The sequence below is a fragment of the Mycolicibacterium rhodesiae genome, from assembly GCF_002086695.1.
In the GTDB taxonomy this organism is placed as follows: Bacteria; Actinomycetota; Actinomycetes; order Mycobacteriales; family Mycobacteriaceae; genus Mycobacterium; species Mycobacterium rhodesiae.
Map to the genome: position 1 here is coordinate 659,109 of NZ_MVIH01000001.1, position 23,753 is coordinate 682,861.

At 63.4% G+C, this 23,753-nt stretch carries 26 protein-coding genes and 4 tRNA genes; 13 read left to right on the top strand and 17 right to left on the bottom strand.

Annotated features, from left to right (window positions below):
• The first annotated feature begins 20 nt into the window (after nt 1-20).
• Genes BST42_RS03145 through BST42_RS03160 form a run of 5 tightly spaced genes read left to right on the top strand, consistent with a single transcriptional unit; the run spans nt 21 to nt 3,636 of the window.
• Nucleotides 21-1,193, top strand: a complete 1,173-nt coding sequence (locus BST42_RS03145; protein ID WP_083117056.1) for a phage portal protein — start codon at nt 21-23, stop codon at nt 1,191-1,193.
• Nucleotides 1,190-1,762, top strand: coding sequence for an HK97 family phage prohead protease (locus BST42_RS03150; protein WP_165760768.1), 573 nt, complete (start codon nt 1,190-1,192; stop codon nt 1,760-1,762). The genes BST42_RS03145 and BST42_RS03150 overlap by 4 nt, the downstream gene beginning before the upstream one ends.
• Nucleotides 1,755-2,930, top strand: a complete 1,176-nt coding sequence (locus tag BST42_RS03155; RefSeq protein WP_083117058.1) for a phage major capsid protein — start codon at nt 1,755-1,757, stop codon at nt 2,928-2,930. The genes BST42_RS03150 and BST42_RS03155 overlap by 8 nt, the downstream gene beginning before the upstream one ends.
• Nucleotides 2,930-3,076, top strand: a complete 147-nt coding sequence (locus BST42_RS29525; protein ID WP_165760769.1) for a hypothetical protein — start codon at nt 2,930-2,932, stop codon at nt 3,074-3,076. Before BST42_RS03155 ends, BST42_RS29525 begins: the two co-directional genes overlap by 1 nt.
• The gene (locus BST42_RS03160; protein ID WP_083117059.1) at nt 3,073-3,636 is read left to right on the top strand and encodes a hypothetical protein; all 564 of its coding nucleotides are present in this window, start codon (nt 3,073-3,075) and stop codon (nt 3,634-3,636) included. Before BST42_RS29525 ends, BST42_RS03160 begins: the two co-directional genes overlap by 4 nt.
• A gap of 8 nt (nt 3,637-3,644) precedes the next feature.
• Here BST42_RS03160 and BST42_RS03165 read toward each other — a convergent pair whose 3' ends face one another.
• The 8 genes from BST42_RS03165 to BST42_RS03200 all read right to left on the bottom strand — a co-directional run bounded on the left by BST42_RS03165 (nt 3,645) and on the right by BST42_RS03200 (nt 8,176).
• Nucleotides 3,645-4,502 (bottom strand): toll/interleukin-1 receptor domain-containing protein, encoded by an 858-nt coding sequence (locus BST42_RS03165; protein WP_083117060.1) that lies wholly within the window; start codon nt 4,500-4,502, stop codon nt 3,645-3,647.
• Between the two features lie 5 nt (nt 4,503-4,507).
• Nucleotides 4,508-4,984, bottom strand: a complete 477-nt coding sequence (locus tag BST42_RS29305; RefSeq protein ID WP_133057406.1) for a hypothetical protein — start codon at nt 4,982-4,984, stop codon at nt 4,508-4,510.
• 39 nt (nt 4,985-5,023) lie between these two features.
• Complete coding sequence (locus BST42_RS03175; protein ID WP_083117062.1) at nt 5,024-6,529, bottom strand: DUF8370 family protein; 1,506 nt, start codon at nt 6,527-6,529, stop codon at nt 5,024-5,026.
• 114 nt (nt 6,530-6,643) lie between these two features.
• Nucleotides 6,644-7,162, bottom strand: a complete 519-nt coding sequence (locus tag BST42_RS03180; protein ID WP_133057407.1) for a hypothetical protein — start codon at nt 7,160-7,162, stop codon at nt 6,644-6,646.
• A gap of 339 nt (nt 7,163-7,501) precedes the next feature.
• Nucleotides 7,502-7,759 (bottom strand): hypothetical protein, encoded by a 258-nt coding sequence (locus BST42_RS03185; RefSeq protein WP_083117064.1) that lies wholly within the window; start codon nt 7,757-7,759, stop codon nt 7,502-7,504.
• Nucleotides 7,760-7,911: 152 nt separating this feature from the next.
• Nucleotides 7,912-7,986 (bottom strand) — tRNA-Val (locus BST42_RS03190).
• 13 nt (nt 7,987-7,999) lie between these two features.
• Nucleotides 8,000-8,073 (bottom strand) — tRNA-Cys (locus BST42_RS03195).
• 30 nt (nt 8,074-8,103) lie between these two features.
• A tRNA-Gly gene (locus BST42_RS03200) sits at nt 8,104-8,176 on the bottom strand.
• A gap of 173 nt (nt 8,177-8,349) precedes the next feature.
• Between BST42_RS03200 and BST42_RS03205 the strand changes: the two genes are divergently transcribed.
• Nucleotides 8,350-8,421, top strand: a tRNA-Val gene (locus BST42_RS03205).
• Between the two features lie 2 nt (nt 8,422-8,423).
• On the opposite strand, the gene BST42_RS03210 is transcribed toward BST42_RS03205, so the two are convergent.
• Together BST42_RS03210 and BST42_RS03215 are read right to left on the bottom strand one after the other, a co-directional pair.
• Entirely contained in the window at nt 8,424-8,819 is a 396-nt protein-coding gene (locus BST42_RS03210; RefSeq protein ID WP_083117065.1) for a nitroreductase family deazaflavin-dependent oxidoreductase, read from the bottom strand.
• A gap of 72 nt (nt 8,820-8,891) precedes the next feature.
• A complete protein-coding gene (locus BST42_RS03215; protein ID WP_083117066.1) occupies nt 8,892-9,704 on the bottom strand; it encodes an RsiV family protein in 813 nt (270 codons plus the stop codon).
• A gap of 204 nt (nt 9,705-9,908) precedes the next feature.
• On the opposite strand from BST42_RS03215, the gene BST42_RS03220 reads away from it, so the two are divergent.
• Nucleotides 9,909-12,455 carry an excinuclease ABC subunit UvrA gene (locus tag BST42_RS03220; RefSeq protein ID WP_083117274.1) on the top strand — a complete coding sequence of 849 codons (2,547 nt, stop codon included), beginning with the start codon at nt 9,909-9,911 and terminating at the stop codon, nt 12,453-12,455.
• Nucleotides 12,456-12,466: 11 nt separating this feature from the next.
• Here BST42_RS03220 and BST42_RS03225 read toward each other — a convergent pair whose 3' ends face one another.
• The 5 genes from BST42_RS03225 to BST42_RS03245 form a co-directional block, all read right to left on the bottom strand.
• On the bottom strand, nt 12,467-13,111 hold the full coding sequence (locus BST42_RS03225; RefSeq protein WP_083117067.1) for a TetR/AcrR family transcriptional regulator: 645 nt from the start codon (nt 13,109-13,111) through the stop codon (nt 12,467-12,469).
• Entirely contained in the window at nt 13,104-14,357 is a 1,254-nt protein-coding gene (locus tag BST42_RS03230; protein ID WP_083117275.1) for a cytochrome P450, read from the bottom strand. The genes BST42_RS03225 and BST42_RS03230 overlap by 8 nt, the downstream gene beginning before the upstream one ends.
• Nucleotides 14,358-14,619: 262 nt before the next feature.
• Nucleotides 14,620-14,904 (bottom strand): hypothetical protein, encoded by a 285-nt coding sequence (locus tag BST42_RS03235; RefSeq protein WP_410432626.1) that lies wholly within the window; start codon nt 14,902-14,904, stop codon nt 14,620-14,622.
• A gap of 125 nt (nt 14,905-15,029) precedes the next feature.
• Nucleotides 15,030-15,377, bottom strand: a complete 348-nt coding sequence (locus tag BST42_RS03240) for a DUF6319 family protein (RefSeq protein ID WP_207569438.1) — start codon at nt 15,375-15,377, stop codon at nt 15,030-15,032.
• A gap of 215 nt (nt 15,378-15,592) precedes the next feature.
• Nucleotides 15,593-16,948, bottom strand: coding sequence for a cytochrome P450 (locus BST42_RS03245; RefSeq protein ID WP_083117068.1), 1,356 nt, complete (start codon nt 16,946-16,948; stop codon nt 15,593-15,595).
• A gap of 161 nt (nt 16,949-17,109) precedes the next feature.
• On the opposite strand from BST42_RS03245, the gene BST42_RS03250 reads away from it, so the two are divergent.
• The 3 genes from BST42_RS03250 (at nt 17,110) to BST42_RS03260 (ending at nt 19,411) form a co-directional block, all read left to right on the top strand.
• The gene (locus BST42_RS03250; RefSeq protein WP_237159180.1) at nt 17,110-18,363 is read left to right on the top strand and encodes a PP2C family protein-serine/threonine phosphatase; all 1,254 of its coding nucleotides are present in this window, start codon (nt 17,110-17,112) and stop codon (nt 18,361-18,363) included.
• A gap of 157 nt (nt 18,364-18,520) precedes the next feature.
• Entirely contained in the window at nt 18,521-18,910 is a 390-nt protein-coding gene (locus tag BST42_RS03255) for an STAS domain-containing protein (RefSeq protein ID WP_083117070.1), read from the top strand.
• A gap of 30 nt (nt 18,911-18,940) precedes the next feature.
• Complete coding sequence (locus BST42_RS03260; RefSeq protein WP_083117071.1) at nt 18,941-19,411, top strand: ATP-binding protein; 471 nt, start codon at nt 18,941-18,943, stop codon at nt 19,409-19,411.
• A 3-nt stretch (nt 19,412-19,414) separates the two neighbouring features.
• On the opposite strand, the gene BST42_RS03265 is transcribed toward BST42_RS03260, so the two are convergent.
• On the bottom strand, nt 19,415-19,825 hold the full coding sequence (locus BST42_RS03265; RefSeq protein WP_083117072.1) for a Zn-ribbon domain-containing OB-fold protein: 411 nt from the start codon (nt 19,823-19,825) through the stop codon (nt 19,415-19,417).
• A gap of 2 nt (nt 19,826-19,827) precedes the next feature.
• Nucleotides 19,828-21,033, bottom strand: a complete 1,206-nt coding sequence (locus BST42_RS03270) for a thiolase family protein (protein ID WP_083117277.1) — start codon at nt 21,031-21,033, stop codon at nt 19,828-19,830.
• A gap of 93 nt (nt 21,034-21,126) precedes the next feature.
• Between BST42_RS03270 and BST42_RS03275 the strand changes: the two genes are divergently transcribed.
• Genes BST42_RS03275 through BST42_RS03285 form a run of 3 tightly spaced genes read left to right on the top strand, consistent with a single transcriptional unit; the run spans nt 21,127 to nt 23,689 of the window.
• A complete protein-coding gene (locus BST42_RS03275) occupies nt 21,127-21,993 on the top strand; it encodes an SDR family NAD(P)-dependent oxidoreductase (RefSeq protein ID WP_083117073.1) in 867 nt (288 codons plus the stop codon).
• Entirely contained in the window at nt 21,990-23,057 is a 1,068-nt protein-coding gene (locus BST42_RS03280; RefSeq protein WP_083117074.1) for an NAD(P)H-dependent amine dehydrogenase family protein, read from the top strand. The genes BST42_RS03275 and BST42_RS03280 overlap by 4 nt, the downstream gene beginning before the upstream one ends.
• 2 nt (nt 23,058-23,059) lie before the next feature.
• Complete coding sequence (locus BST42_RS03285; protein WP_083117075.1) at nt 23,060-23,689, top strand: TetR/AcrR family transcriptional regulator; 630 nt, start codon at nt 23,060-23,062, stop codon at nt 23,687-23,689.
• Nucleotides 23,690-23,753 lie beyond the last annotated feature (64 nt).

The window sequence follows — 23,753 nt, forward strand, 5'->3', positions numbered from 1 at the left end:
TCCACCAGTTTGGAGACTCATTGTCCCTGCTCAGGCGCGCTTTTCAGCGTCCACCCGATCCGCCGGCCCCCGCCGAACAGCGCAACTACTCAATCGCTGATCCGCGCGTTGTCGAGTTGTTCGGCGGCAACCGATCACTGACCGGCGTCAACGTTTCCGAGCACAACATGATGGGCGTCGCGGCGGTCTGGCGCTGTGTCCACATCATCGCGGGCGGCATCGCGACCCTGCCGCTGCGGGCCATCCGCGAACACAACGGCATCACCGAGCGCGTCCCGTCCTGGCTCGACAATCCCGCTGGGGGACTGACCCGGTTCGAACTGATTCAGACCACGGTGGCCCACCTACTGCTGTGGGGCAATGCCTACCTCGCCCACGTCTACGGCGGCGCTGGGCAGTTGATGGGCGTCAGCCCGATCCACCCGTCAGCGGTCGGCATCGACGTAGACGACCAGGGCCGCAAAAGCTACCGCGTCTCACTGCTCAACGGCACCACCGAGATGTTCACCGACGCCACCCTGACCCACATCAAGGGTGTCTCCACCGATGGCATCTGCGGTCTGTCACCTCTCCAGTTGGCGCGTAACGGCGCCTTCGGTACCGCGCTCGCGGCGGACCAGGGCGCGGCGAACTTCCACGGCCACGGCCCGACGATCAGCGCCATTGCGTCGTTCGATGAGTCCACCACCAAGGACGACGCAAAAGAACTCGCGGCCCAGATCGACGGGGGTCTGACCGGCCCCGCCAACGCGGGCCGTATCGGGTTCATCAACCGCAACATCCAGATCCATCCCTTCATGGTCAGCAACGAGGACAGCCAATGGCTGGAGTCGCGCGCTTTCCAGAAGTCTGAAATAGCAACGTGGTTCGGCGTCCCCGACAGCCTCGTCGGCCTATCCGAGAAGCAATCTAGTTGGGGCACAGGCATTGCCGAGATGCACAAGGCCATGGCCTCGTGGACGTTCAAGCTGTGGAGTTCTCCACTTGAAGACCGCCTGTCTCTGATCCTGCCGCCCGCAGTGCGAGCCGAGTTCGACTACCGCGCCTTGCTATCCCCGGCACCCGAGGCCGAAATCGGTCTGCTCATCGCCCAAGTCGGGGCGGGCCTGATGTCCACCAACGAGGCACGGCGGGTGCTCAACCTGCCACCCATCGCGGACGCCACCACGACGACACCGGAGGTTCCCCAGTGACCGCCACCCATCTCTATATCGAGTGCCGCTCGGAGATTACCGGCGATACCCTGACCGGCTACGCCTCCACATTCGGAACGTACGCCGATCTCGGCTCCTACGTGGAGACATTCGCGCCCAACGCATTTGATGCGGTGCTGGCCGATACCGCTACAGACGTTCGTGCGTTCTATCAGCACGACTCAGCCATGCTCTTGGGGCGCCAGTCCTCCGGAACGCTGAAACTCTGGACCGATTCGACGGGATTGGGCTATGAACTCGCCCTCCCGAAAACCTCTTACGCCAACGACGTTCGCGAACTCGCTGCGCGTGGAGACCTCTCCGGGATGTCCATCGGGTTCCGACCCGATCAGCAGACCTGGACGAAATTGGGCAGCCGCGATCTGCGGACCCACATCAGTGTCGGTGCCCTAGTGGAGATCTCGCCGGTCAGCGTACCCGCGTACGGCTCCACCACCGCACAACTCCGGTCACTCGACCACATCACCACCACTCAGGCCATCGACGGCCGCACCCAACTGTTCCGCGCTTGGTTCGCGGCACTTACCGAAAGGTACCCATTTGACTAAAGAGCAGATTCTGGCCCGTCTGGCCGAACTGAACACCGCCACCGAGGCCCGCTCGCTCACCGACGAGGAAAACGCCGAGTGGAAGGCCCTGCAAGCCGACATGGGCCGGATCAACGACACCGAACAGTTCCGCGCCTCCTACAAGGCGTACGTGACACCGGCCAACCACGTTGGTGTCCACGTCGGCACCCCGAAGGTCGATGACACCGAGATGCGCGCCTTTAGCGATTATCTCCGCACTGGTAAGGGCAACGCTGATCTGGAGAGCCGCGCGCAGACCGTGGGCAGCAACGCCGGTGGCGGCTACCTGGTCCCGCAGACGATGTTGGATCGCATTGAAACCCGGATGAAGGCGTTCGGTGGGATCGCCAGCGAGGCGCAGGTTGAGGCGACCGATAGTGGTGAAACACTGACGTTTCCGACCAACGACGACACCGCGAATAAGGCGGTCATTGTGGGGGAGAACGCAACCCCGACTAGTGGTGGTGCGGATCTGACCCTTGGTCAGGTGTCGGTTGGCGCCTACACGTGGACCACATCGGGCGCTAACCAGAATCCCATCTCGATCACCTGGCAGTTGCTGCAGGACTCGAATCGGGATATCGCCGCGCTGGTGGCCGACCGGATCGCGGAGCGATTCCAGCGGGGCCAAGCTGATTTTTGGGTGAACGGAACCGGTTCGTCGCAGCCTTTCGGCATCACGACCAACACCACGACCACCTCGATGTTCACCGCCGCCACCATCGATAAGGATGAGCTGATCGCGGCTGTGCACGATGTCGACCCGGCGTATCGCAACGATGCCATCTGGGTGTTCAACGACGCGACCCTGGAGGCGATCCGCAAGCTGGAGGACTCGACCGGTCGCCCATTGTGGACTCCGCAAGCGAGCGCTGGCCTGGAGGGGTCCATTGGTGGGACTCTGCTCGGCCACCGCGTGGTGATCGATCAGTCGTTCGCCAACTACACCGATGGTGGGACCAACAAGTGGGGCGTATTCGGTGCTGTGAAGACCGGTTACCTCATTCGACGGGTTAACGGCATGCGCCTGATCGTGGACGACTACAGCGGCAAGTCGGCGGCCCGCATCGAGTACGCCGCGCATGTCCGCGCTGACGGCACCGTGCAGAATCCTCACGCCTACACCGTGTTGAAGAACGCCGCCTAATGCGCACTGTGCGCCAGTTGCAGGCCCGTGAGGCAGCGCTGGTGGCCGAACTCGCCGAAGTCCGCGCGGTACTCGCCGCGCGGACTGGCGAGGTCGCCCCAGAAGACAAGCCCGCGAAGCGAACCCGGCGTAAGGCGGTGCAATGACCTACCCCGATCCCGCCGACCTCGCGCAGTGGCTAGGCGTAGACGCCGAAAACCCTAATGTGGTCTGGTGCATCGAGTCTGCCGCCGATGCCGTCGAGAAGGCCTGTGGCCGAACGTTCCGAGCTGTCACCGATCCCGAACAGCGGACCTATCTGACCCGCCACTTTCACGGTCGGACATTCGTCGATGTCGACGACGTGATGACCGCAGACGGTCTATTGGTGGAGGTTGACGGCGTGGAGGTCACTTCCTTCACATTGTTGCCACCCAATGCCGCTCAGCGTGGGAAGCCTTGGACGCAAGTTGAATTGCCAATGGGCACTCATGGTTGGGTCGCGGTCACCGGACGCTGGGGGTGGACTGAGACTGAGATCCCTTCGGCTATCCGTATAGCTACGGTGATCACCGCCGCCCGCTTGTACGACCGCCGGCAGAACGTGGCGGGCTCCTTGTCGGAGCAAAGAATTGACGACGTCGAATCCACTTGGCGGGTGTCAGCACTCGATACCGACGTTGAAATTTTGGTTGCTCCATACCGAAGAATATGGGCCGCAATCTGATTGCGGGCTTAACGCCTCTTGTGCTCGCGCTGTCCATCCCAGGAGAAGGTGTACAACGAGACCGGTGTGCCGAACTGTGCGGAATAGATGTCGATAATTTCGTCGATCTCTTCCGGCGCCGGCTCGTGTGCGGCAAAGTCGAGTCTGATCAGTGTCAGTTCATCGTCATGCGATAGGACGTAGCTGTCGAACTCTGTGCCGACTATTGCCTGAACCCGGTTCGATACCGATTTCAGCAATTTGTCTCTAAGCGCGGGTGTTCCTCGCGTGAAGCGCGCAATCGCCAACTCGAGCGCGCGGACGGACTCTGTGAGGGCTTGGAGCTGCTGAGGTTCGGAGACCTCAGGTGGTGGGGGCTGTTGACCTGCAACCGCTTTCGCCCCAGCTATTTTCGATTCGAGTTCACCCCAAAGGCGGCTGTAGCGACTCCGGACGGACGTCAGGTTGCGTCCGGCGGACAGAGCTATGGATTCGCATAGTCGTCCGATTCCGGCCTCATTTAGGAGGACAGCGTTGTATTGGGCAAGCGGATGGCCGGTCAGCTGGGTTAACTGATCGAAGTTGGCCAGGATTGGCGTGACTCGCGCGCGGTCCTCACCAAGCCTCTTGGACAGAGAACCAGCTTCGAAGTTCAACCAGGGTTTCTCCACATTTTCAGTCGTGACGACGATGATTCCGTAGTCGCTAGTATCCAACCGCTTTTGAATCTCGCCGAACCAAGTCTCTCCAGCGGGGATATCTGACTCGCTGAACCACGGGTCGATGTTGTCGAACATTTCGGGTAGCCATCCGTGTAGCGCGCTGGCGACGTTCTTCGCCAGCGGCCCGGACCAGCTAATGAATATTCGGAAGTCGTTGGCTGCCATACGTTTTAGACCAGCTTCCACTTGTCGCGTTCGATCCTGTTGACTTCACGTTCGAGGCGATCAGGCACCTTCCCACGACGGGCTGGTAGCGGCTCGGCGTAAAGAGTCGCGATCTCCTGCAGTGGTGTCCTTTTCAGCTCGCGCTCAAGCGTTCGGAACCACGTTTTGGTGTAGGGATTCACAAGGTCGTCATCCTGCACAAATTGATGAACCTCGGGCGGAGTCGGTCTCACATCAATTGGGCTGGAGATTGACCACTGGCTCCGGATCTCTTGATTCTGGATGACGCCGTGCGTGGGTTCGGCGGCCCGCAGATCCGCGATGCCTTGCCGCCATTCAGAGATCCGTAGTACGCGGGTTTCCCGCCGAAGCCGTCGTTGTTCCACACCCCAGTTGCTCCACGGCGCGATTAGCGAGCCGACGACGCCGGTCGCTAGACCCGCAGCGCCGCCAATAAGTGCAGAGGCGATTTCCGGTGTCACTCACTGAGCTTAAGGTGCGGGTCCGACTTGCTGCGGACTTCAGTTGATCAAGGCGTTAAATCGTTGAGCAAGCAAGCCGCTCAGCCCGGTAGCGCTGCCCTTCTCGATCATCTCTGTGACTAGGTTGGATAGGTCGTCGTCATCCAAAGCGGTGATGAATCCTCGTTGGTCATTGGCGGTGTCTTTTAACGATGCCAGAACTTGGTCCTTGTCCGAATATGAGCGATAAACCAGGAGTCCGTATTTGCCACGTGACGGAGAGAATCTTCCCGCGATCTGGTCATATTCTGGATTGGCAAGGGGGCGCGAGTAGTTTTTGCATTCGACCATTATCTTGCCGGCGGGGTAATTGGCTGATAGCCACTTGAAAAACCCGTCTCGGGCCATGTTGTAATAAGTGATATCGATGCGCTTTCGACCCTCGTGAATTTTGGCCTGGCGAACTGGGTCAGTGAGACTAGGGTAGAGCAGCGCCGTTAAGAGCGCTTCGATAGCCTTCTCGTACGCGTCTGCGGCAGATTGCCCTGGCGCGAGCGAATGAACGGCATCGAGCAGCGACTGGAAGTCGGGCTCAGCCGTTCTGGTCGCCTCGGCAATATCGTCGTGGCTCAACGCGGCCGGAGGATGTTTCCTCTTGTCTTCCTTGAATTTCTGCAGCAAGTCGGGATTGCGATCTGTCGCATCGAGGTTGATTCGCTTCTCGACACCCGGCTCGACAGTGTTGTCTGCACTGTCATTGCCCTTATACATCTCGCGATACTTCGCCTCTACATCCTTCTTGTACACATGTGGTTGGCCCGACTTCTTCAAGAAGTGAACAAGCGACGATTGCCGCTCGATCTCGTCTCGCTGGTAGAAAGGCAATACGTAATAACGGTAATATTCGCCGGGATCGCTAAACAGCTTCCGGCGCACAATACTCTTTGGCACGAGGAGCAATGGTGCACCTCCGGCAAAAGGGAGGTCTGCATGTTCGGGTTCATCCCACTTGCGCGCATGACTATTCCAGCAGCTTGGTACGGACAACGATTTGGTCAAAGTTATTCCGTAGTACTTGGCGGTAGCGTGAGTGTAGTTGATGAGTTGTCTGCGGATTATATTGGTGACAACGTCTGATATTCGATCTTCGCGAACACCTTCAATAAATAGTGCAGTATCTTCGAGGTCGGTGATGAGTCCCGACTCTAGCGCTTTACTGGTCGATAATTCTTCGTAGAACTTCTCAGCGAGACCGTCCCCAATGCCACTGCCTCTGCTCGACGCTGAGTAGCCTAATCGGGTTGAGTTGTCTTCACCGAGATGTGACAGCAACGCCTTGGCCTGCTGGTGATCTTCGGCGATTATCAAGTCGAGGACCGTCTGGAAGAACGTCTGGACTGCGCTTGCGCACTCCTGCGTCCACTCCGAGTCGACATTGGCCAGGACTGCAGGGTCTATGAATAGCGGGATGTCACGGTCGACATACACATCTATAAAGTCAAACGTCCCTTGAGTTCCGCTCAACCCGAACACTTCAGAGACTCGCTTCGAACCCTGTTTTGCCACGAGACGAGCGTAGGGGATTCACTGACTAAATTGGCGAAAGCTGTCGCATTCGCTATTTAGGGGTTGGAGAAGCCACCACTCGCTGTTGGGGTCGCCGCACACGACTCTTGACAATCAGGCATGCCCCATGCGCTGTCGTAGCTCGGGACCGTGCTGGAACTGTGTCGGATCGTTGCAGGGAATGGTGGAATCGAAATCGGCCGGCACCAACTGCCTGCCAATGGCCTTTTCGAGGCACCGGAAGCACTCATTGCGCGTCAGCCCGGACTCCGCCCAAACCTCGTCTGTGACCATGTAAATCGTGTTGTCAGAGTGTTGGCAGTTTGGGCAGCGCAGATCCCACGTGAACAGTTCCCAGTCGTAGCGGTGGACGTGTCCATTGCTCCATTCATACTCCCGCCAGCCGTGGCCACCGCTGACTCTGACGATGGACACCCCGGGGCGATGTTGGGGGTATTCCGTCTCTTCAACGTTTTCGATGGTCGCTTCGACCTCGCTGAGGTCGTCGAACAGATCCCAATCGCCCTCTAGCACTTCAAGCCCGGCCTCTTCGCCGTAGCCAGAGGTGCGCATGCTCCACGAGAAATCGAAGCCGGGTCGTGGACGGTACTCGAACGCGGGTTCATCAGTCATTTGATCGCTCCCTTCCGCGCGGCAAGGATAGACCCCGCCACCGACAGGTCGCGGGTTCTTCGTGAGGGTGATTTGCGCGGCTCGCGCCGCCGCACCACCATCAACGTGAACCGGCCCCGGTCCTAACTCTCCTAGGATCGGGCCGGGTTCGAACCAGCTACGTGAACAACCGCCGCCACCACGGCGCGCCGGTGTACGTCTTGGCCATCGCGATCATCCCGCGCCGAGGGGCGTCCGGCCCGTCCGGGTGATCGGGGTTCAGTTCACGGCGGACCATGACCCCCAAGTGTTCCGGCGTCAGCGGGTCGGCGTAGCGGTGCTACGTCTTTATGTCGCCCATTATCGAGCGCTCCGCACGAAGACGGTGGCGATCCGGTGGACGTCATTGCCGATGGCCACCACGGTCACGCCATCGTGGTCCAGTTCTAGGACGACGCCGATCCAGCGGTCTAGGTGGTCGCGGACTTCATCGCCGGGGGAGAAGACGGTGAGCGGGTGGGCGCACTTCCAGCATGTGGTGTCCATCGCGGACAGTGCCGGGTCGGCGTTGGCGTTCTCGTATTGCCGAATGCCGCAGTGCGGACAGCGAATTGGCATTTGATGGTACCTCCCTTGAAGGGAAGTCCGCTCTACTGTCGCCGTGTGTCCCCTCGCGGGCAAACATGTCCGCAGTGAGGACGCATGTGGTGCATATGTGGTGCAAACCCTAGGTAGAGTAGCTAGATAAGTACTCTGACCTGCGTAAAGCTTGGTGCGCGATACTGGGATTGAACCAGTGACCTCTTCCGTGTCAGGGAAGCGCTCTCCCGCTGAGCTAATCGCGCGGGACGAAACTCTTGGAGGTGGAGACGGGAATCGAACCCGTGTGCACGGCTTTGCAGGCCGTTGCCTCACCACTCGGCCACTCCACCGTTGGGTCTGATGCCGCACTTGCACCTTCGAGCGGATGACGGGATTCGAACCCGCGACCCTCACCTTGGCAAGGTGATGCGCTACCAACTGCGCTACATCCGCGCGCTTCGGACGAGATCGTCGCCCGCTGCGAAGGAAGACACTAGTCGACGTAGGCGAAGCGGCACAAATCCCCTCGCCGCAGCGCCGCGACGAGCGCATTCCGGCCGGACGGGTGTGCCGTGATAATGTTCCTCCTCGGCGAATCGGGCACCATTCTCATGGTGCGCGCACCGGGTCTCGTAGCTCAGTGGGAGAGCGTCCGCCTCACACGCGGAAGGTCGCTGGTTCGATACCAGCCGGGACCACTTCACAACGTGCTTGCACTCCTCGTCAGCACCAGTGCCGCTTCGTTGTAGGGGAACAGGCGATAGAACGGCCGGGATCCGGGTGTGACGAGGTTGGCCGCCTCAGCCTTGCCGCAGATCCGTGGGTCGGCCAACGGCACCGCCTTGTTCCGCTTGCGCAGCACGGTCGGGCCGCCGGCCATGACGTTCTTGAGCCAGTCCGACTCAAGCCCGTAGCCGATGAGGACGACGACGCCGTCTCGGGTCGGGAAAACCAACAGCGGTGTTCGGTATCGCCTGCCGGAGTTACGTCCGACGTGCTCGAGCGTGCCCAACCCAGGAAGCCATGGAGTGATCGACTGAGCCGCTCGATTGGTGACGTGGCGGTTGAAGTGTGCAACAGCGCGCGGTACTCGCATGAAAGTCCTTCCCTCACACGATGGCTGGCCCTCGGCACATCTTCACGCCGAACGCGGCAAGACCGCAGTGAGTTACGCGATCATCGGGTCGATGGCAGCCCGGGGCACCAGAACATGCAGGGCGCCGGCTGAGGCGGGCAACACCGATCCCTGGTCGAAGAAGAAGATCACTCCGTCATTGACCACGGCGAAATTCTGGTAGTTGGCCGCGTTGTAGAGCGCTCCAGGCACGAACGCCAGCGGCGGCGGCGGAGGCGGCGGGGTGGTGGACGACGTGCTGGACGGCGTTGTGGTCGCGGGCTGCCCGGGTTGCGTGGTCGGCGCTGCCGGTGGCGGCGGCGGGGGTGCGAGCTGCTGCTGCAGTTCGGACGCGACGATCGGCGCGACGGTCTTCAGCGGATCGTCGACGCGCCACAGCGGGGTGTTCTGCTTGTCGTCGGGGGCGGCGGTGTAGGTGATCGCCTTACGGTAGCTCTGGTCCCAGTTGAACGCCTTGTACGTCGTCTGGGAGGCCCCGCCGCCGACGTTCTGGGTCACGGTGAACACCACGGCCTGCGTGCCGCGCGGGGGAATCGCTGAGTTGTACTCCGTCGGCTTGATGCTCAACGTGGCGGGCGTGCTGCTGGTCGCGCCGGACTTGGCCGTGTTGAGGAACGCGTCGCGCGTCTGGGAGATGTAGTCGGCGACTGATTTCTGGTCCGGGTAGTCCAGCGGGATGCTGATGTCGACGCTGTACGAGGGGTCGGAGAGCTGGATCTCGCACGTGCTGCCGGTGTTGCCGCCTTTGAGGTCGGCGCAGTAATCCTTCGGGGCGGCGCTCGCCAGCCCGGTGGAAACGGACATGGCGGCAACTGTCAGAACCGCTGCCACGCTGAAAGAACGCATGGGTAAACCTCCAGGCACACGCGGCGCGCGCCGCGACCACAGATCATCGTCACCACGCCAGCAAAGCGCCCCCGACGGCATTGGCGCTGTATAGCCTAGTCGAGGTGCATAAAGGTCACGCCGCGGCCTCGAGCCGGGCCGCTACCGGAAGTGGCCGCGCAGGTGCGTTGCACCAGCACAATCACGGGTACTCGGCTGAGCACCATGACTGAATCGTCGATCACAAGCGCGGACGGTATCGACCCTTGCGTGCGGGTTTATGGGACTCGGGTCCACAACCTGCGGGGTGTCGACGTCGCAGCGCCGCGGGACGCGTTGGTCGCATTCACTGGCATCTCGGGGTCCGGCAAGTCGTCGCTGGCCTTCGGCACCATTTACGCCGAAGCCCAGCGCCGCTATTTCGAATCGGTCGCGCCTTATGCGCGCCGGTTGCTGTTGCCCACCGGCGCACCCAAAGTCGATGACATCACCGGGCTACCCCCTGCGGTTGCATTGCAGCAGCGCCGCGGTTCGGCGACGTCGCGGTCGACGGTCGGCACCGTCACCACCCTGTCGAACCTGCTCCGAATGTTGTTCTCCCGCGCCGGAACCTACCCGCCCGGGACGACCGAACGATTGGACTCCGATGCGTTCTCCCCGAACACAGCCGTCGGCGCATGCCCGGATTGTCACGGGTTGGGACGAATCCACCGGGTTACCGAAGAGACGCTGGTACCCGACCCGTCACTGACCATCCGCGAAGGCGCCGTCGCCGCATGGCCAGGCGCATGGCAGGGCCAGAACTTGCGTGACATCCTCGTCACGCTGGGATATGACATCGACAAGCCGTGGAAGAAACTTCCAAAGCGCCAACGCAATTGGATTCTGTTCACCGACGAACAGCCAACTGTGGAGATCGATCCGAGCCAGCATCCGGTGCAGGCGGACTACTACTACAACGGCACCTTCTCCAGCGCCGAACGCCACGTCCGCCATACGCTGGCCAACTCGCAGAGCGCGATGATGCGCCGCCGTGTATTGCAGTTCGTCGACAGCGTCGAGTGCCCGTTGTGCGGCGGCTCCGGGCTTCGACCGGAGGCGTTGCGGGTGACGTTCGCCGGGCGCACCATTGCGGACTACGTAGCGATGCCGTTGACCGACCTCGCGGAGACATTGCGCCCGACAGCTTCTCGGACCGATCCCGCGGCCGCATACGAGTCGACGAACTCCGGTGAGCTGACCGAAGTGGCGACCATGATCGCCGCCGACCTCGTCGCACGCCTGCAGGTACTCATCGATCTCGGCCTCGGTTATCTCACCCTCGGTCGCCGCACTCCGACGGTGTCACCCGGCGAACTGCAGCGACTGCGGCTGGCCACTCAATTGCGTGCCGGCTTATTCGGTGTGCTCTATGTGCTTGACGAACCCTCGGCCGGACTGCATCCCGCCGACGTCGAACCCCTCCTCGACGTCCTCGATCGGCTGCGGCGCGCGGGTAATTCGCTCTTCGTCGTCGAACACGACATGGACGTCGTGAGCCGCGCCGACTGGATCGTCGACGTGGGGCCCGGGGCTGGGGAGTGTGGCGGCGACGTGCTGTACAGCGGACCGGTACCGGGTCTCGCCCAGGTCGAGGAGTCGGTCACTCGTCAGTACCTCTTCGAAGGGGCTGCGCGGCAGTCTCGTGCGCCGCGCGCGCCGTCCGAGTGGTTGCGGCTGCGCGGGATCCGATTCCACAATCTGAAAGACCTCGACGTCGATGTGCCACTTGGTGTGTACACCGCCGTCACCGGAGTGTCCGGATCGGGTAAGTCGACGCTCGTCGTCAAAGTTCTCGGCGATGTCGTGAACAGCCGCCTCGGCACGTCCCATGCCGCCGAGCCGGCAGAACCCACCGACGACGAAACCGAGAGTGGGATAGTCGATCTCGATCATGACGCGAGCATCGGCGTGACAGCTTTGGGTGTTGAGGAGATAAGCAGGCTGGTCTCGGTCGACCAGCGACCGATCGGACGTACGCCGCGCTCGACATTGGCGACGTACACCGGCCTGTTCGACGCGGTTCGTCGCGAGTTCGCCGCAACTCCGAAGGCCCGTCGCCGCGGGTGGACGGCAGGCAGGTTCTCGTTCAACGTCGCTGAGGGTCGGTGCTCCACCTGCCAGGGCGAAGGATTCGTATCGGTTGAATTATTGTTCCTGCCGGGCACTTACGCCACCTGCCCGGCATGCAAGGGTGCGCGCTACTCCGATGAGACACTCGAAGTGCGCTATCGCGACCGGACAATCGCCGACGTGCTCGCGATGACCGTCGACGAGGCATCGGAGTTCTTGGCCGACGTGGCGAGTGCCGCGCGGAGCCTGACCACGCTGCGAGAGGTCGGCCTGGGGTATCTCCGACTCGGACAGCCTGCGACCGAGTTGTCCGGCGGCGAGGCGCAGCGGATCAAACTCGCCTCCGAACTGCAGCGACCGCGGCGAGGGCACACCCTGTACGTTCTGGACGAGCCGACCACCGGGCTGCATCCCGCCGATGTGGATCTGCTCGACCGCCAACTTCACCGTCTGGTCGACGCAGGTAACACCGTGGTAGTGGCCGAACACGATATGCGGATGGTCGCAGGTGTGGACTGGGTGATCGACCTGGGACCGGGAGCCGGCAGCGACGGCGGTCGGGTCGTCGCGGCAGGCCCACCCGAGGTGGTGGCACGAGCAGAACACAGCCGCACGGCACCGTTTCTGGCAAAGCGACTGGCATCATCGGCCGCGCGATGAAGGCGGTCCCGTTATCGGGGTGGCCGGCTTGTTTCCGCGGGGATCGACAGCGACGTCATCCGCGGATAGAGGATCGCCGGACCGAGCCATCGGGTAATGAAGCGCCGCAGTTCGATTCCGTGCAGCGGCCGCCGGCCAGGATCGATCAGGATGGATTGCACAGTGCGAAGCGTCATTTCGGCGAGTTCAGCCAATGCGGTGCTGTCGTAACCGTGCAGGCCCCAATCCACATCGAGGCGGCGGAACACCGACAGACAGAAGGTGGTTGCGGTCTGGGACGTCAGTGACGTCACGGCTTCACCGTCATGCCGCTGGGTCAGCAGATTCTCCAGCTGTGGATCGCCCGCGAGCTTCTCGATGCCGAACGACAAGCTTTCGACGATCGCAGTCACCGGGTCTTTGAGCCCGCTGGCGTGCTGGATCACCTGGTCGATGAACCCGTCGACCGCACGCATCGCGCTGGCCATGAGCAGCGCATCACCGTTGGGAAAGTAGCGGTAGACGGTCTGGCGCGTGACCCCGAGCGCGCGGGCCACGTCGGCGATGCGTATCGCTGATCCGTTCTCGGCGACCACCTGGTCTACCGCGTCCAGTATCCGGGCAATCGCCTCCTCATCCGAGGCAGGTGTCACGCCCGCCCAACCTCGGCTACGCATTCGTTGTCACCAGCATGTCGACGTCGAACTCGATGGGAAGCGTTGTCGGGCCGGTCATTCCCAGCACGGACTTCCACGGGGCCGGGCCGGCACGGTGGGGTGTGGGCAGACGGCGGGTGAGGACGACGAGCGCTTCGGCCAACTCCCGGCGTGCGAGATTGGCCCCCAGGCAGTAGTGCGCGCCGCCGCCGAAGGTCAGAATCGCGGGTACGTCCTTGCGTGAGATGTCGAAGCGGTCCGCGTCGTCGTAGATCGCCGGATCACGATTGGCAACAAACGTATTCGCGAACACGAAGGTCCCCGCCGGGAACAGATAGCCGCCGAATTCGGCATCCTCGACGGCAGCCCGCGGAACGATGCAGGCCGCAGGCGAGTGGCGCATGCTCTCCTCGACCGCCTGCATCGCAAGCTCGGGTTGTTCGCCCAACTCCGCCCATTGATCCGGATGCTCGCAGAGCACCTGCACCGACGCCGCCAACTGATTTCGCGTCGTGTCTGTTCCCGCCATCAGAAAGCCGGCCACCAGCCCGCGAAGTTCGTCCAGATTCAGACGGTCGCCGTCGCTTTCCGCGCGGATGAGCTCGGAGAGCAAGTCGTCGGTCAGATTATTTCGGCGGGCAGCGACCATGTCATCGACGTAGGCGTCGAGTTCGCCCCACGCGCGCATGATCTCGGACTCGTCGAAGTTGGCGTCCGGTTGGAAATTGAAGGCCTTGAAGATCTCCTCGGTCCAGTCCGCGAACAACTGCCAGTCCTCTTGAGGTGCACCGAGCAGCGCGCACATGATCGGAGTGGGGTAGGGCCGGGCGATGTCGGTGACGACGTCGCAACGGCCGGCGTCCATCACCCGGTCGATCAGCCCGTTGACCACGTCGTGGATCGTGTCGGTAAGGCGCGATGTGGCGCGAGGTGTGAACGCCTTGGACACCAGTTTCCGCAACCTCACGTGCGGTGCACCATTCAGCCCCAGGAGGCTGGTCGCCAGCTTGTCGAACAACGGACCTGACGTGATGCCCTGCGCTGCAAGCGTAATGCCGGGTGGCAGTCGGAATCTGTTGTCGCGCAGTATTTCCCGGGTCAAATCGTAGGACAGGATTTCTGGGCCGAGGGGCCCGATAGCAATGGGCGCGCGGGATTGCGCAGCCCGAAGATCATCGAAGATGTCGTTGGGTGTGGCGTCGAGCCCGTAACTGAACGTGGGCAGGTCGGCATCGAAGACGCTGGGGGCGGTGTTGCTCACGGACATCGAGGTTCCAACTTCCCATCGCACCGGATGTACGGACAGATACATGGAAAGCGTATGACCATTGGTCTCGATGGTCAATGGAGGTCGGCATAATGGCAGTTAACCGGAGCGCCATAGTCATTTCGTCATACGCTTTGCGCTGAAACGTCCGTCTCGCCGATTTCCGCCACGTGTGGCTTCTGCTCGGGCTGCAGCACAAGAATGGGGTCCGCCAATCTGGCGAACCCCATCCGCGGCGTCGGCCTGTAGGCCGATGTAGTCCTTAGCCGTGCGGCGCCTCGGAAATCTTGGTGTCTTCCTTGCCGAGCGTCTGGCAGTACACCGTGACCGAAGTCTTGGTGGCGGTGATTTCGAGGTTCGCCGGATCCTGCCCGCTCTTGTCTTTCAGCATCTTGCTGACTTCGTCGTTCTGCTTCTTCTCGTCTTGAGTGAGGAAGTCCTTGCACTTGGTGTCGCCGCCGGTGTTCACGACCTCCGAGGCCGAGCAGCCGCTCAGGACGGCTGCCGCCGCCGATGCCGCAAGGACGGGGTACACGATTCGCTTCACTGGGAACCTCTCTCGGTTGGGAACAGCACGCAGATAATTCACAGATTTGCCCGATTTGAAACCCGAAAGTGCGGCGTCACCAGCATGTCGCGCTCATCACGGGCACAGGACGGCCGGTCGGGACGTCACTCGAGCTCGGCCAGCGCCTGGCGAGCGGCCTCCAGTTCGGCCTCGAGTGCGGCAACCCTGGCAGCCTGCTCTGAGCGCGCCTCCTCGATGACTTCGTCGATCGGAGTAGCCAGATCCTGATGCAGCTCCTTGGCCGCCCGGGACACGGCGGCCGCCGCGACTGCAAGATTGCGGGCCACATACGTGGTGCCCCGCTTGAGGTCGGCGCGCCATTCGCCGTCGGCGGTACCGGTGACCGTGAGGGTGAGTTCGAGCGTCTTGGTCTTCTTACCGGCTTTCTTGGCAGGCGCTTTCGTGGGCTCGGCGGACTCGGCTGGAGTGGTCGACACCGAGTCTTCGGCCACCGTCGCCTCGATCGGGTGAAGCAACACCTCCGGGCCGTCGGCGCGGGCAGACGGTGCTTCGGTTGCCTGGGTGTCTAGAGTCGTGGTCACGTCGAGTTCCTCCTGAACAACAATCGCAGCGGCTTGCAAGTGCGTCCAGTAGAACATACGTTCGACGGATGGCAAAGCGATCGGCGGGGCATGTCGCCGGGTGAGATAGCCGACTCGTTGACGAATTACGTTGTTGTCGCGGTGTTTTCGTGATCCCCGATCGGGAGCGCTGTCCGCCGTCGGGTCACCGTGATCCGGCCGCCATGCTCCGGGGTGAGGATGACGTGCTTGACCCGCTGCCGTTCGCCGCGTTCCGAGGTCGTCGCCAGGTCCACCCGCCGCAACACTTCACGCAGGACCACCCGCATTTCGGCCATCGCGAACGTCGCACCCAGGCACCGGCGCGCCCCGCCACCGAACGGCAGCCAAGTCGTCGGGCTCAGTGTCGCCCCGATCATGCGATCAGGGTCGAAGCGGCCGGCGTCCGGATAGATCCGGTCGTCGGAATGCACCAGTCCCACTCCAGGTGCCACCATCGCACCCGCGGGCAAAAGGTGCCCGGCGATCTCCACGGGCTGCTTGAGGATCCGGCCGACGTCGAACACCACCGGTCGACTGCGCAGAGTTTCCTTGGCCACCGCATCCAGGTACTCATCGTCGCCCGTCTCGGCGGCCCGTACCGCTTTGGCCAGCGCCGCGGGATTGCGGCTCAACCGCTCCAGCGCCCAGGACAGCCCGGTCGCGGTGGTGTCGTGCCCCGCGACGAGCAAGGTCATCAGCTGGTCGCGCAACTCCGCGTCGGTCATCGTCCGGCGGGCCTGATCGGCTGCGCGCACCAGCATCGCCAGCGCGTCGGTGCGGACGGCCAGGTCTGGATCAGCGCGGCACTCCGCGATCTCGGCATACAGCAGCCGGTCGGCTTCCTCGATGCGGCGGCGCACTCCGCGCCACGGCAGCCGGTGCTGCAGGCTGGGCGTCCCGATGGCCAGCAACTCGAACGCCGACAGGTTCAACAACCTCGGCAGCACCTCGCGCAGCGCGGCCAGCCGGGCCGGATCGCTGGCGCCGATCACCAGTCGCATGATCACCTCGAGGGTTATCTGGGACATCTTCGGTGCCACCGGGAACGCCGTGCCCACCGGCCAGCCGGCGATGTTGGCCGCCGCGATCTCGGCCATCACCTCGGTCTGGCGCGCCACCGCATCGCGGTGGAAGGGCTCCAGCATCAGCCGCCGGCGGTCGCGGTGCACCTCGTCGTCGACAACCAGTACCGAGGCCGGACCCAGCAGGCCCGACAGCATCGAATTCGCCTCGCCCGCATGGTAAATCGCGGGATCGCCGGCGAACACCTGCTTGATGTCGGCCGGATCGTCGAGATACACCAGAGTGCCCATGCCGGCGATCCGCAACGTGAACGTGTGGCCGTAACGGCGCCTGCACGCCGAGACGAATCGCGGCCAGTAGCGCAACATCAGCATGGCTTGGACCAGGGGTGGCAGCGCAGGACCCGGCGGCAGCGTCGACGCTGTCTTATTAGACATGAGTCCAGTATAGGAAGAGAGTTGTCCCGAGTCCCCGATATGGAGCGAAAGACCTGTGGAGGGCGCGAAGTGGCCGACACGCGTAGGGTTGAAATGTCAACTAGCCAGACGGCCGAAAGCCCATGGTGACCACTGATTTCAGTTCACTCAGCAGCGCAGACGTGGAAAGCGAACGACTGCGGGCCCTGCACCGTTACGCAATTCTTGACACCGCACCCGACGCCGCGTTCGACCGCATCGCCCGCGTGGCCGCCCGCTCGTTGGACAAGCCCATGGCGTCGATCACCTTCGTCGACGAGGAGCGGATCTGGTTCAAGGCGACATACGGCGTCAAGGGTCTCACCGAGATCCCGCGCGATGCCGGGCTGTCCAGCCTGGCGATAGCCGACAACCGGACCTACGTGATTCGCGATACTCTCGCTGATCCGTACGTATCCCGAAATCCCAGTGTCGCAGGCGAATTCGGGATCCGGTTCTATGCGGCCGCACCCGTCACGACGGACGACGGGCATCAGCTGGGAACCGTCAGTGTTCTGGACTCCGAGCCGGGTGACGTAACCGACGACCAGCTGGCCACTCTGGAAGACCTCGCCACGATCGTGATGAACGCGCTCGAGCTGCGACTCTCGGCGATGACGACGGTGCGAGCCGAGCGTGAACTACGCGACACCGCCCAGCAGTACGCCTCGGTGCTGCAACGCGCCCTCCTGCCATCGGCGCTGCCGGTGATTCCCGGTTTGTCGATGGCCGCGCACTATCACCCGGCCGCCTCTGGTCAGGTCGGCGGCGACTTCTACGACGTGTTTGGCGTGGCTCGCGACGAGTGGGCCTTCTTCCTCGGTGATGTCGAGGGGCACGGCGCCGCCGCCGCGGCGGTCACCGCTCTGGTCCGCCACACGCTGCGTGCGGCGGCCCTGCACTATGAGGACCCGACCGACGGACTCGACGAGCTCAACGCGGCGCTGATCGCCGACCCGAACGAGCGCCGCTTCTGCACAGTCTTGTCGGGCAAGCTCCGACCTGAAGAAGACGGTTTCCGGATCACCCTGGCGACCGGGGGACACCTGCCCGCCCTGCTGCTGGACCGCGACAGCGGATCCATCCGTCCGGTTCGCTCGTCGGGCGGCATGTTGATTGGTGCCGTCGCAGATGCGACGTTCGAGGCGTGCGAGACGTTGCTGAGAGCGGGTCAAACCCTGCTGCTCTACACCGACGGGATCGTGGAGGCCCGGCCCGACGGGCACACCACGTTCGGCGAATCGGCGTTACGACTTTTTCTGGCTGAGCGGGTTGGAATGCCGGCCACCCAGCTGGTGGCCGAGTTGGCCGAATTGGTCGCTGTACTGCGCCCCGACGATGATGTGGCGTTCCTCGCGTTGACTGTCATTGACGCGTCCGCTGGCGAGGTGGGTTAGCCTGGAACGGTCGGCCCGCTAGAATTTCGGGCGTAGACAACGCGTCGCAAGCAGATCGGCGCACAGAGCTAGTAGGTTCTTGCCAGGTTCAGACGGAAGCCTCGCAGACATTTGTGATTGCGAGCGCGCCGTCCGGCGCGCGTAGTGAGGTGAACTCTTGGACGAACAAGCCACTGCCACCACCGGCACGACCACGGCGGCCAACACGGGCTGCGTGATCAACGAGGAGTGGTTCGGGCGGACGGTCGTCATATCTGCTGCCGGAGTGGTCGACATGCTGACATCGCCTCAACTCGAGGCCAGCATCACCGCTTCGCTGACGAAGAACCCGGCCGCCATCATCGTCGACATGTCCGATGTCGACTTCCTGGCTTCGGCAGGGATGGGTGTACTCGTCGCCGCCCGCGACAAGGCGTCGGCGGAGATCGGCTTCGGTGTCGTGGCCAGCGGGCCCGCCACGAGCCGGCCGCTGAAACTGGTCGGCCTCGCCGACATCATCGGCCTGTACGCAACGTTGGATGAGGCGCGCGCCGCACTGGGTGAGTAATTCTCGGAAGTTGGGTATAAGAGCTTTGCCATGACGACACCGAGTTACCCCAGTCACACAGCCGACGGCGACCGCTTCACGCGCAACGATGTCGTCGCTGATGCGCACAACGCAGCCAGGGTTCGCGACGAGTTCGCGACCTGGCTGCGAGCCTGCGGAGATATCGATCGAGTTCGTTTCAGCGACGTCGTGCTGGCGGTGAACGAAGCGCTGGCCAATACGGCCGAGTTTGCCTACCTGCTCAAAGGCGGAGTCGGCACCATCGACCTGGAGGCCGTACGCGACGGCGACACCCTGACGGTCACGATTGCCGACCAAGGTCACTGGCGGGAGTCCACTCCCGCCACGCAAAGCCGCACACGCGGTCGGGGCATCCCCTTGATGCGGGCGCTCGCCGATGACGTCACCATCGACTCCTCTGCGCTGGGCACCACCGTGTGCCTGCGCTTCGATCAGGTTCACGCAGTCCACAAATCCGACGACGACGCGCGAGTCGGATAGAACTCAGGCCGGCTCGTAGCGCAGCATCGTCACGCCCGCGTCGGCATAGTCGCAGAACACCGGTTTCAGTCGCATTCCGATTTCCAACTCCGCCGGTTCAACATTGACGATCTCCGTCGAGAACCGCGGTCCCTCATCCCATTGCACGACCGCGAGTAGCTGAGGCACCTCGGTGGCAAAGTGTGGTGCGACCGGCCGGTACGCCACCGTGTACGTATACAGCGAGGCGGCACCGGAAATCTCCCGCCACTCCAGATCGTCGGCCAACGTGCCCGGCGCCAGCACCCGGGGATAGAAGACGTAGCGCTGCGCCGACGGCGAGTACTGGATCCGGATCCGGTGCTCGGCCAGCGCATCCCAGAACGGCTGAGTGGTCGGCGTCGGGATCGGCATCGGCTTGTCGAAGTCGGCCATGACTAGTCACCTTCCAGGACGAGCGTGGTCTGTTCGCTCAAGATGCCGCCATTGCCGGAGACGAACGCACGGTTGCAGTCGGTGACCTGGGTGGCACCCGAGCGGCCCATGATCTGGCGGGTGGCGTCGCAGACGTGGTGCATCCCGCCGGCAGTGCCGGCCTGCCCGTAACCCAGCTGACCGCCGGCAGTGTTCATCGGGAAATCGCCGCGGAACGTCAGGTCGTGCTCAGCGATGAACTGCAGACCCTTGCCCTTCTGGCAGAAGCCGGCGTCCTCCAGGCTGAGCAGAACGGTGATCGTGTAGCAGTCATAGATCGACACCATGTCCATGTCGGCCGGGGTCAGCCCGGCCATCGAGAACGCCGATGCGGCCGCTTTGATCATCGGGGTCTGCAGCAGCTCCTGGGCGTAGGTCGGTGTCTTGTACGGCACCCGCTCGCCGAATCCTCTGATCCACACCGGGCGGTTGGCGCTGCGACGCGCCACATCGGCATTCGTGACCAACACCGCGGCGCCGCCCATCACCGGCATGACGATCTCCAGCATGTGCAGCGGCGCGGCGATGACCGGACTGTTGAGCACGTCATCGACGGTGATGGGGGAGTCACGGAAGATCGCCCCGGGTGTGTGGTTGGCGTTGACCCGCTGATCGACGCTGATCTTGGCCATCGCCCGCTCGTCATAGCCGTAGGTGGCGCCGTAGAGGTTGGCGACCTGACCGTAGGGGCCGTTCTGGCCGAGATTGCCGTAGGGGATCTCGAATTCGGCTTGTGGCGAGCCGTACCGGTTGCTCGACGCACCGAAATACATCAGCTCGCTGACGTCGAGCGGCTTGTGCGCACTGACCGGCGTCATCGGCGTCGCGGGGATCACGCACAGCACCGCGTTGCACAGACCCAGCTCGATGGCTGCCGCCGCGCGCCACACCATCGCCACCGCGCTGGCGCCGCCGAGGTCGACCATCTCGGCGAAATTGGCTTTGATACCCAGATATTCGATGACCGTGGACGGCACGAAGATCTGGGACTCCTGCAGATGAGTGGTGCAGATGCCGTCCACGTCGGAGGCCGACAAGCCGGCATCGTCGAGTGCGGCCTTCGCCAGCCGTGCCCACTGCTCGAGGGTGAACTCCAGCGGGCCGGTCGGTCGCTTCGTGGCGGGGAGTTCGGTGTAGCCGACGATCGCGGCTTCTCCGCGCAGACCCATGCCGCTGTCCTCCAAGTCATTGCCCAATAACATTGAGCATGTAATCATATTGAGCGCTTAATGAGAATCGGATCCGGCGAGAGGTAGCTCACAGTGGCATCACCCCTGGACGGCAAGGTCGCCGTCGTCACCGGCACCAGCCGCGGCGTGGGACTGGGTATCGCGCACGAATTACTGCGCGCCGGAGCCACTGTCGTCGGCTGCTCGCGCCGGCCGCTGGATGCCATGCCCGGGGTGGCCGACAATCCGGAGTGGCTGGCCCGCTCCTCGCAGCGGGTGTGCGATCAGGGCGACTACCGGGCCATCGACCAGTTCGTCGACGGGGTGGTGGCCGACTACGGCCGCATCGACATCCTGGTCAACAACGCAGGCGGCACCGTGCCCGCGCCGAACGTCGAAAGCATCCCGAGTCTCGTCTCCACGATCCAGGGCGCACCGACCTCGGACGACGAGTATGAACGCACAATCTTGTTCCACGCCTTCGCCATTCAGATGAACTTGATCAGCCCGATGTGGTTCGCCATCCGGGTGTTCCGCCAGATGCGCGAACAGGACGGCGTCGGTTCGATCGTCAACATCTCCAGCGGTGCAGGACACCCCGCCGGCTCGCCGACGCTGGTGTCCTACGGGGCGGCCAAATCCGGCCTCAACCATCTGACCCGGTCGCTGGCCGAGGAATGGGGACCGAAAGTGCGGGTGAACTGTCTGGCGTTGGGGCCGACGATGACCGACAACTTCAAATCGTTCGTCTTGCCCAAGGACGACCCGGGCGGCGAGAAGTACTTCCACGCCGTGCCCATGCATCGCGCCGGAGAGCCACAGGAGGTGGGCCGCGCCGTGGTGTTCCTGTGCGGTGGCACAGCCGATTTCATCAACGGCACCACCATCGAGATCGACGGCGGCATGATGCCCGGCGTGCTCTACGAAGCCGGCCTCAAGACGATCACGGACCTGCTGTGAAGCGCGTCATCCAGTTCGCCACCGGCAACGTCGGCAAGCACGCGCTGCCACTGATCATCGAGCGGCCCGATCTCGAGCTGATCGGGCTGCACGCCCACGGTCGCGACAAGGTCGGCCGCGACGCCGCCGACATCTGCGGCCTTGCCGAGCCCACCGGCGTCATCGCCACCAATGACATCGACGCGCTGGTGGCCCTCGGCGCCGACTGCGTCGTTTACACCTCCCAGGCCGAAATGCGCCCACAGCAGGCCATCGAGGAGATCTGCCGATTCCTGCGGGCAGGCACCAACGTGGTCGGCACGTCGATGGTGTGGCTGGTCGCACCGCAGCACGCCGACGCGTGGATCCGCGAACCGCTGGCCGCGGCCTGCGCCGAGGGTGGCACCTCGCTGTACATCAACGGCGTCGACCCCGGCTACTCCGGGGACAGCCTGGTCTACACCGCGCTGACGCTGGCCGGCCGCGCCACCGGCATCACGGTCTCGGAGATCTGCGACTACGGCAGCTATGACGACGCCGAATTCACCGGCGTCAGTTTCGGTTTCGGCACGACACCAGACCACACGCCGATCATGTTCGCCCCCGGGGTGCTGTCCTCGCTGTGGGGCGGCCAGGTTCGGTCGCTGGCCGATGTCCTGGGGGTCACGCTCGACGAGGTGCGCGAGTGGCACGAGAGCTGGGTGACGCCCGAGCCGATCGACTGCACGATGATGAGCGTTGCACCCGGTCATGTCGCCGCCGTCCGGTTCGCAGTGCAGGGTCTCCGAGACGGGCAGCCGGTGATCACCATGGAACACGTCAACCGGCTCACCCCGGCCACCGCGCCGGACTGGCCCTATCCGCCGGACGGCCGCCTCGGCGTGCACCGCGTGGTGGTGCGGGGCAACCCCGGCGTGGAGATCAACACCCACCTGGGTCTGGACGGCGTCGACCACAACGACGGCGGTGTCATCTCGACCGCCGCGCGCGCCGTCAACGCCATCGACGCGGTGTGCGCCGCACCTGTCGGCTTGTTGTCGGTCAAGGATCTACCTGCCGCGCACGCCGACCGCGTGATGTGGTGACGATGACTCCGAAGATCGCGCCGCGGCGCCCGCCCGGCGGCAGTCAGGAGCGGGCCGAACGCACCCGTGAGGCGGTCCTCGACGAGACCGTGCGCTGTGTGGTCGAAGAGGGGTTCGCCGCTGCCAGCGCCAAGCACATCGCTGAACGTGCCGGCGTCACGTGGGGTGTGGTGCAGTACCACTTCGGCGATCGCGACGGCCTGCTGATGGCCGTCGTCGACCGGGGTTTCACCGAACTGCTGGAACTGCTCCGCAGCCTGCCGCCGCCGTCGCCTTCGCAGGGTCGCCGCAAGCGGGTAGAGCTGGTGGTTCACGCCGCGTGGGCGGCGTTCTCCAGCCCGACATCACGTGCCTCGCTGGAAATACTGATCGGCACCCGGGCCATGCGCGACAAACGCGGGACCCGGCATCTCGTCGAATTGCAAAAGGCCATCTCAGATTTGAGCCGTGACATCGCCGAAGGGCTGGACAATCCGCACGCCGCAGCCATCGGCGACCTGATCTGGGCGACCATGCGCGGGCTGGTGATCACCCAGTTGGTCATGGCCGGCCCGCAGCGCAGCAATCGGGAGCTGACCGCGCTGGTGGACGTGATCTGTTCCTACCTCGATTGCCATGGGCAAAGGCAATGAGCACCAAGCAAAGTCACAGTTAGGTCATAGGGATGTGCCGAATCGGCGCGCCTGAGTGACTTTG

Excerpts from the sequence above, each read along its gene's own strand:
- BST42_RS29525 (WP_165760769.1), top strand. The coding sequence starts at position 2,930 with ATGCGCACTGTGCGCCAGTTGCAGGCCCGTGAGGCAGCGCTGGTGGCC.
- BST42_RS03160 (WP_083117059.1), top strand. The coding sequence starts at position 3,073 with ATGACCTACCCCGATCCCGCCGACCTCGCGCAGTGGCTAGGCGTAGAC.
- BST42_RS03165 (WP_083117060.1), bottom strand. The coding sequence starts at position 4,502 with ATGGCAGCCAACGACTTCCGAATATTCATTAGCTGGTCCGGGCCGCTG.
- BST42_RS03180 (WP_133057407.1), bottom strand. The coding sequence starts at position 7,162 with ATGACTGATGAACCCGCGTTCGAGTACCGTCCACGACCCGGCTTCGAT.
- BST42_RS03185 (WP_083117064.1), bottom strand. The coding sequence starts at position 7,759 with ATGCCAATTCGCTGTCCGCACTGCGGCATTCGGCAATACGAGAACGCC.
- BST42_RS03210 (WP_083117065.1), bottom strand. The coding sequence starts at position 8,819 with ATGCGAGTACCGCGCGCTGTTGCACACTTCAACCGCCACGTCACCAAT.
- BST42_RS03215 (WP_083117066.1), bottom strand. The coding sequence starts at position 9,704 with ATGCGTTCTTTCAGCGTGGCAGCGGTTCTGACAGTTGCCGCCATGTCC.
- BST42_RS03220 (WP_083117274.1), top strand. The coding sequence starts at position 9,909 with ATGACTGAATCGTCGATCACAAGCGCGGACGGTATCGACCCTTGCGTG.
- BST42_RS03225 (WP_083117067.1), bottom strand. The coding sequence starts at position 13,111 with ATGCGTAGCCGAGGTTGGGCGGGCGTGACACCTGCCTCGGATGAGGAG.
- BST42_RS03230 (WP_083117275.1), bottom strand. The coding sequence starts at position 14,357 with ATGTCCGTGAGCAACACCGCCCCCAGCGTCTTCGATGCCGACCTGCCC.
- BST42_RS03245 (WP_083117068.1), bottom strand. The coding sequence starts at position 16,948 with ATGTCTAATAAGACAGCGTCGACGCTGCCGCCGGGTCCTGCGCTGCCA.
- BST42_RS03260 (WP_083117071.1), top strand. The coding sequence starts at position 18,941 with ATGACGACACCGAGTTACCCCAGTCACACAGCCGACGGCGACCGCTTC.
- BST42_RS03265 (WP_083117072.1), bottom strand. The coding sequence starts at position 19,825 with ATGGCCGACTTCGACAAGCCGATGCCGATCCCGACGCCGACCACTCAG.
- BST42_RS03270 (WP_083117277.1), bottom strand. The coding sequence starts at position 21,033 with ATGGGTCTGCGCGGAGAAGCCGCGATCGTCGGCTACACCGAACTCCCC.
- BST42_RS03285 (WP_083117075.1), top strand. The coding sequence starts at position 23,060 with ATGACTCCGAAGATCGCGCCGCGGCGCCCGCCCGGCGGCAGTCAGGAG.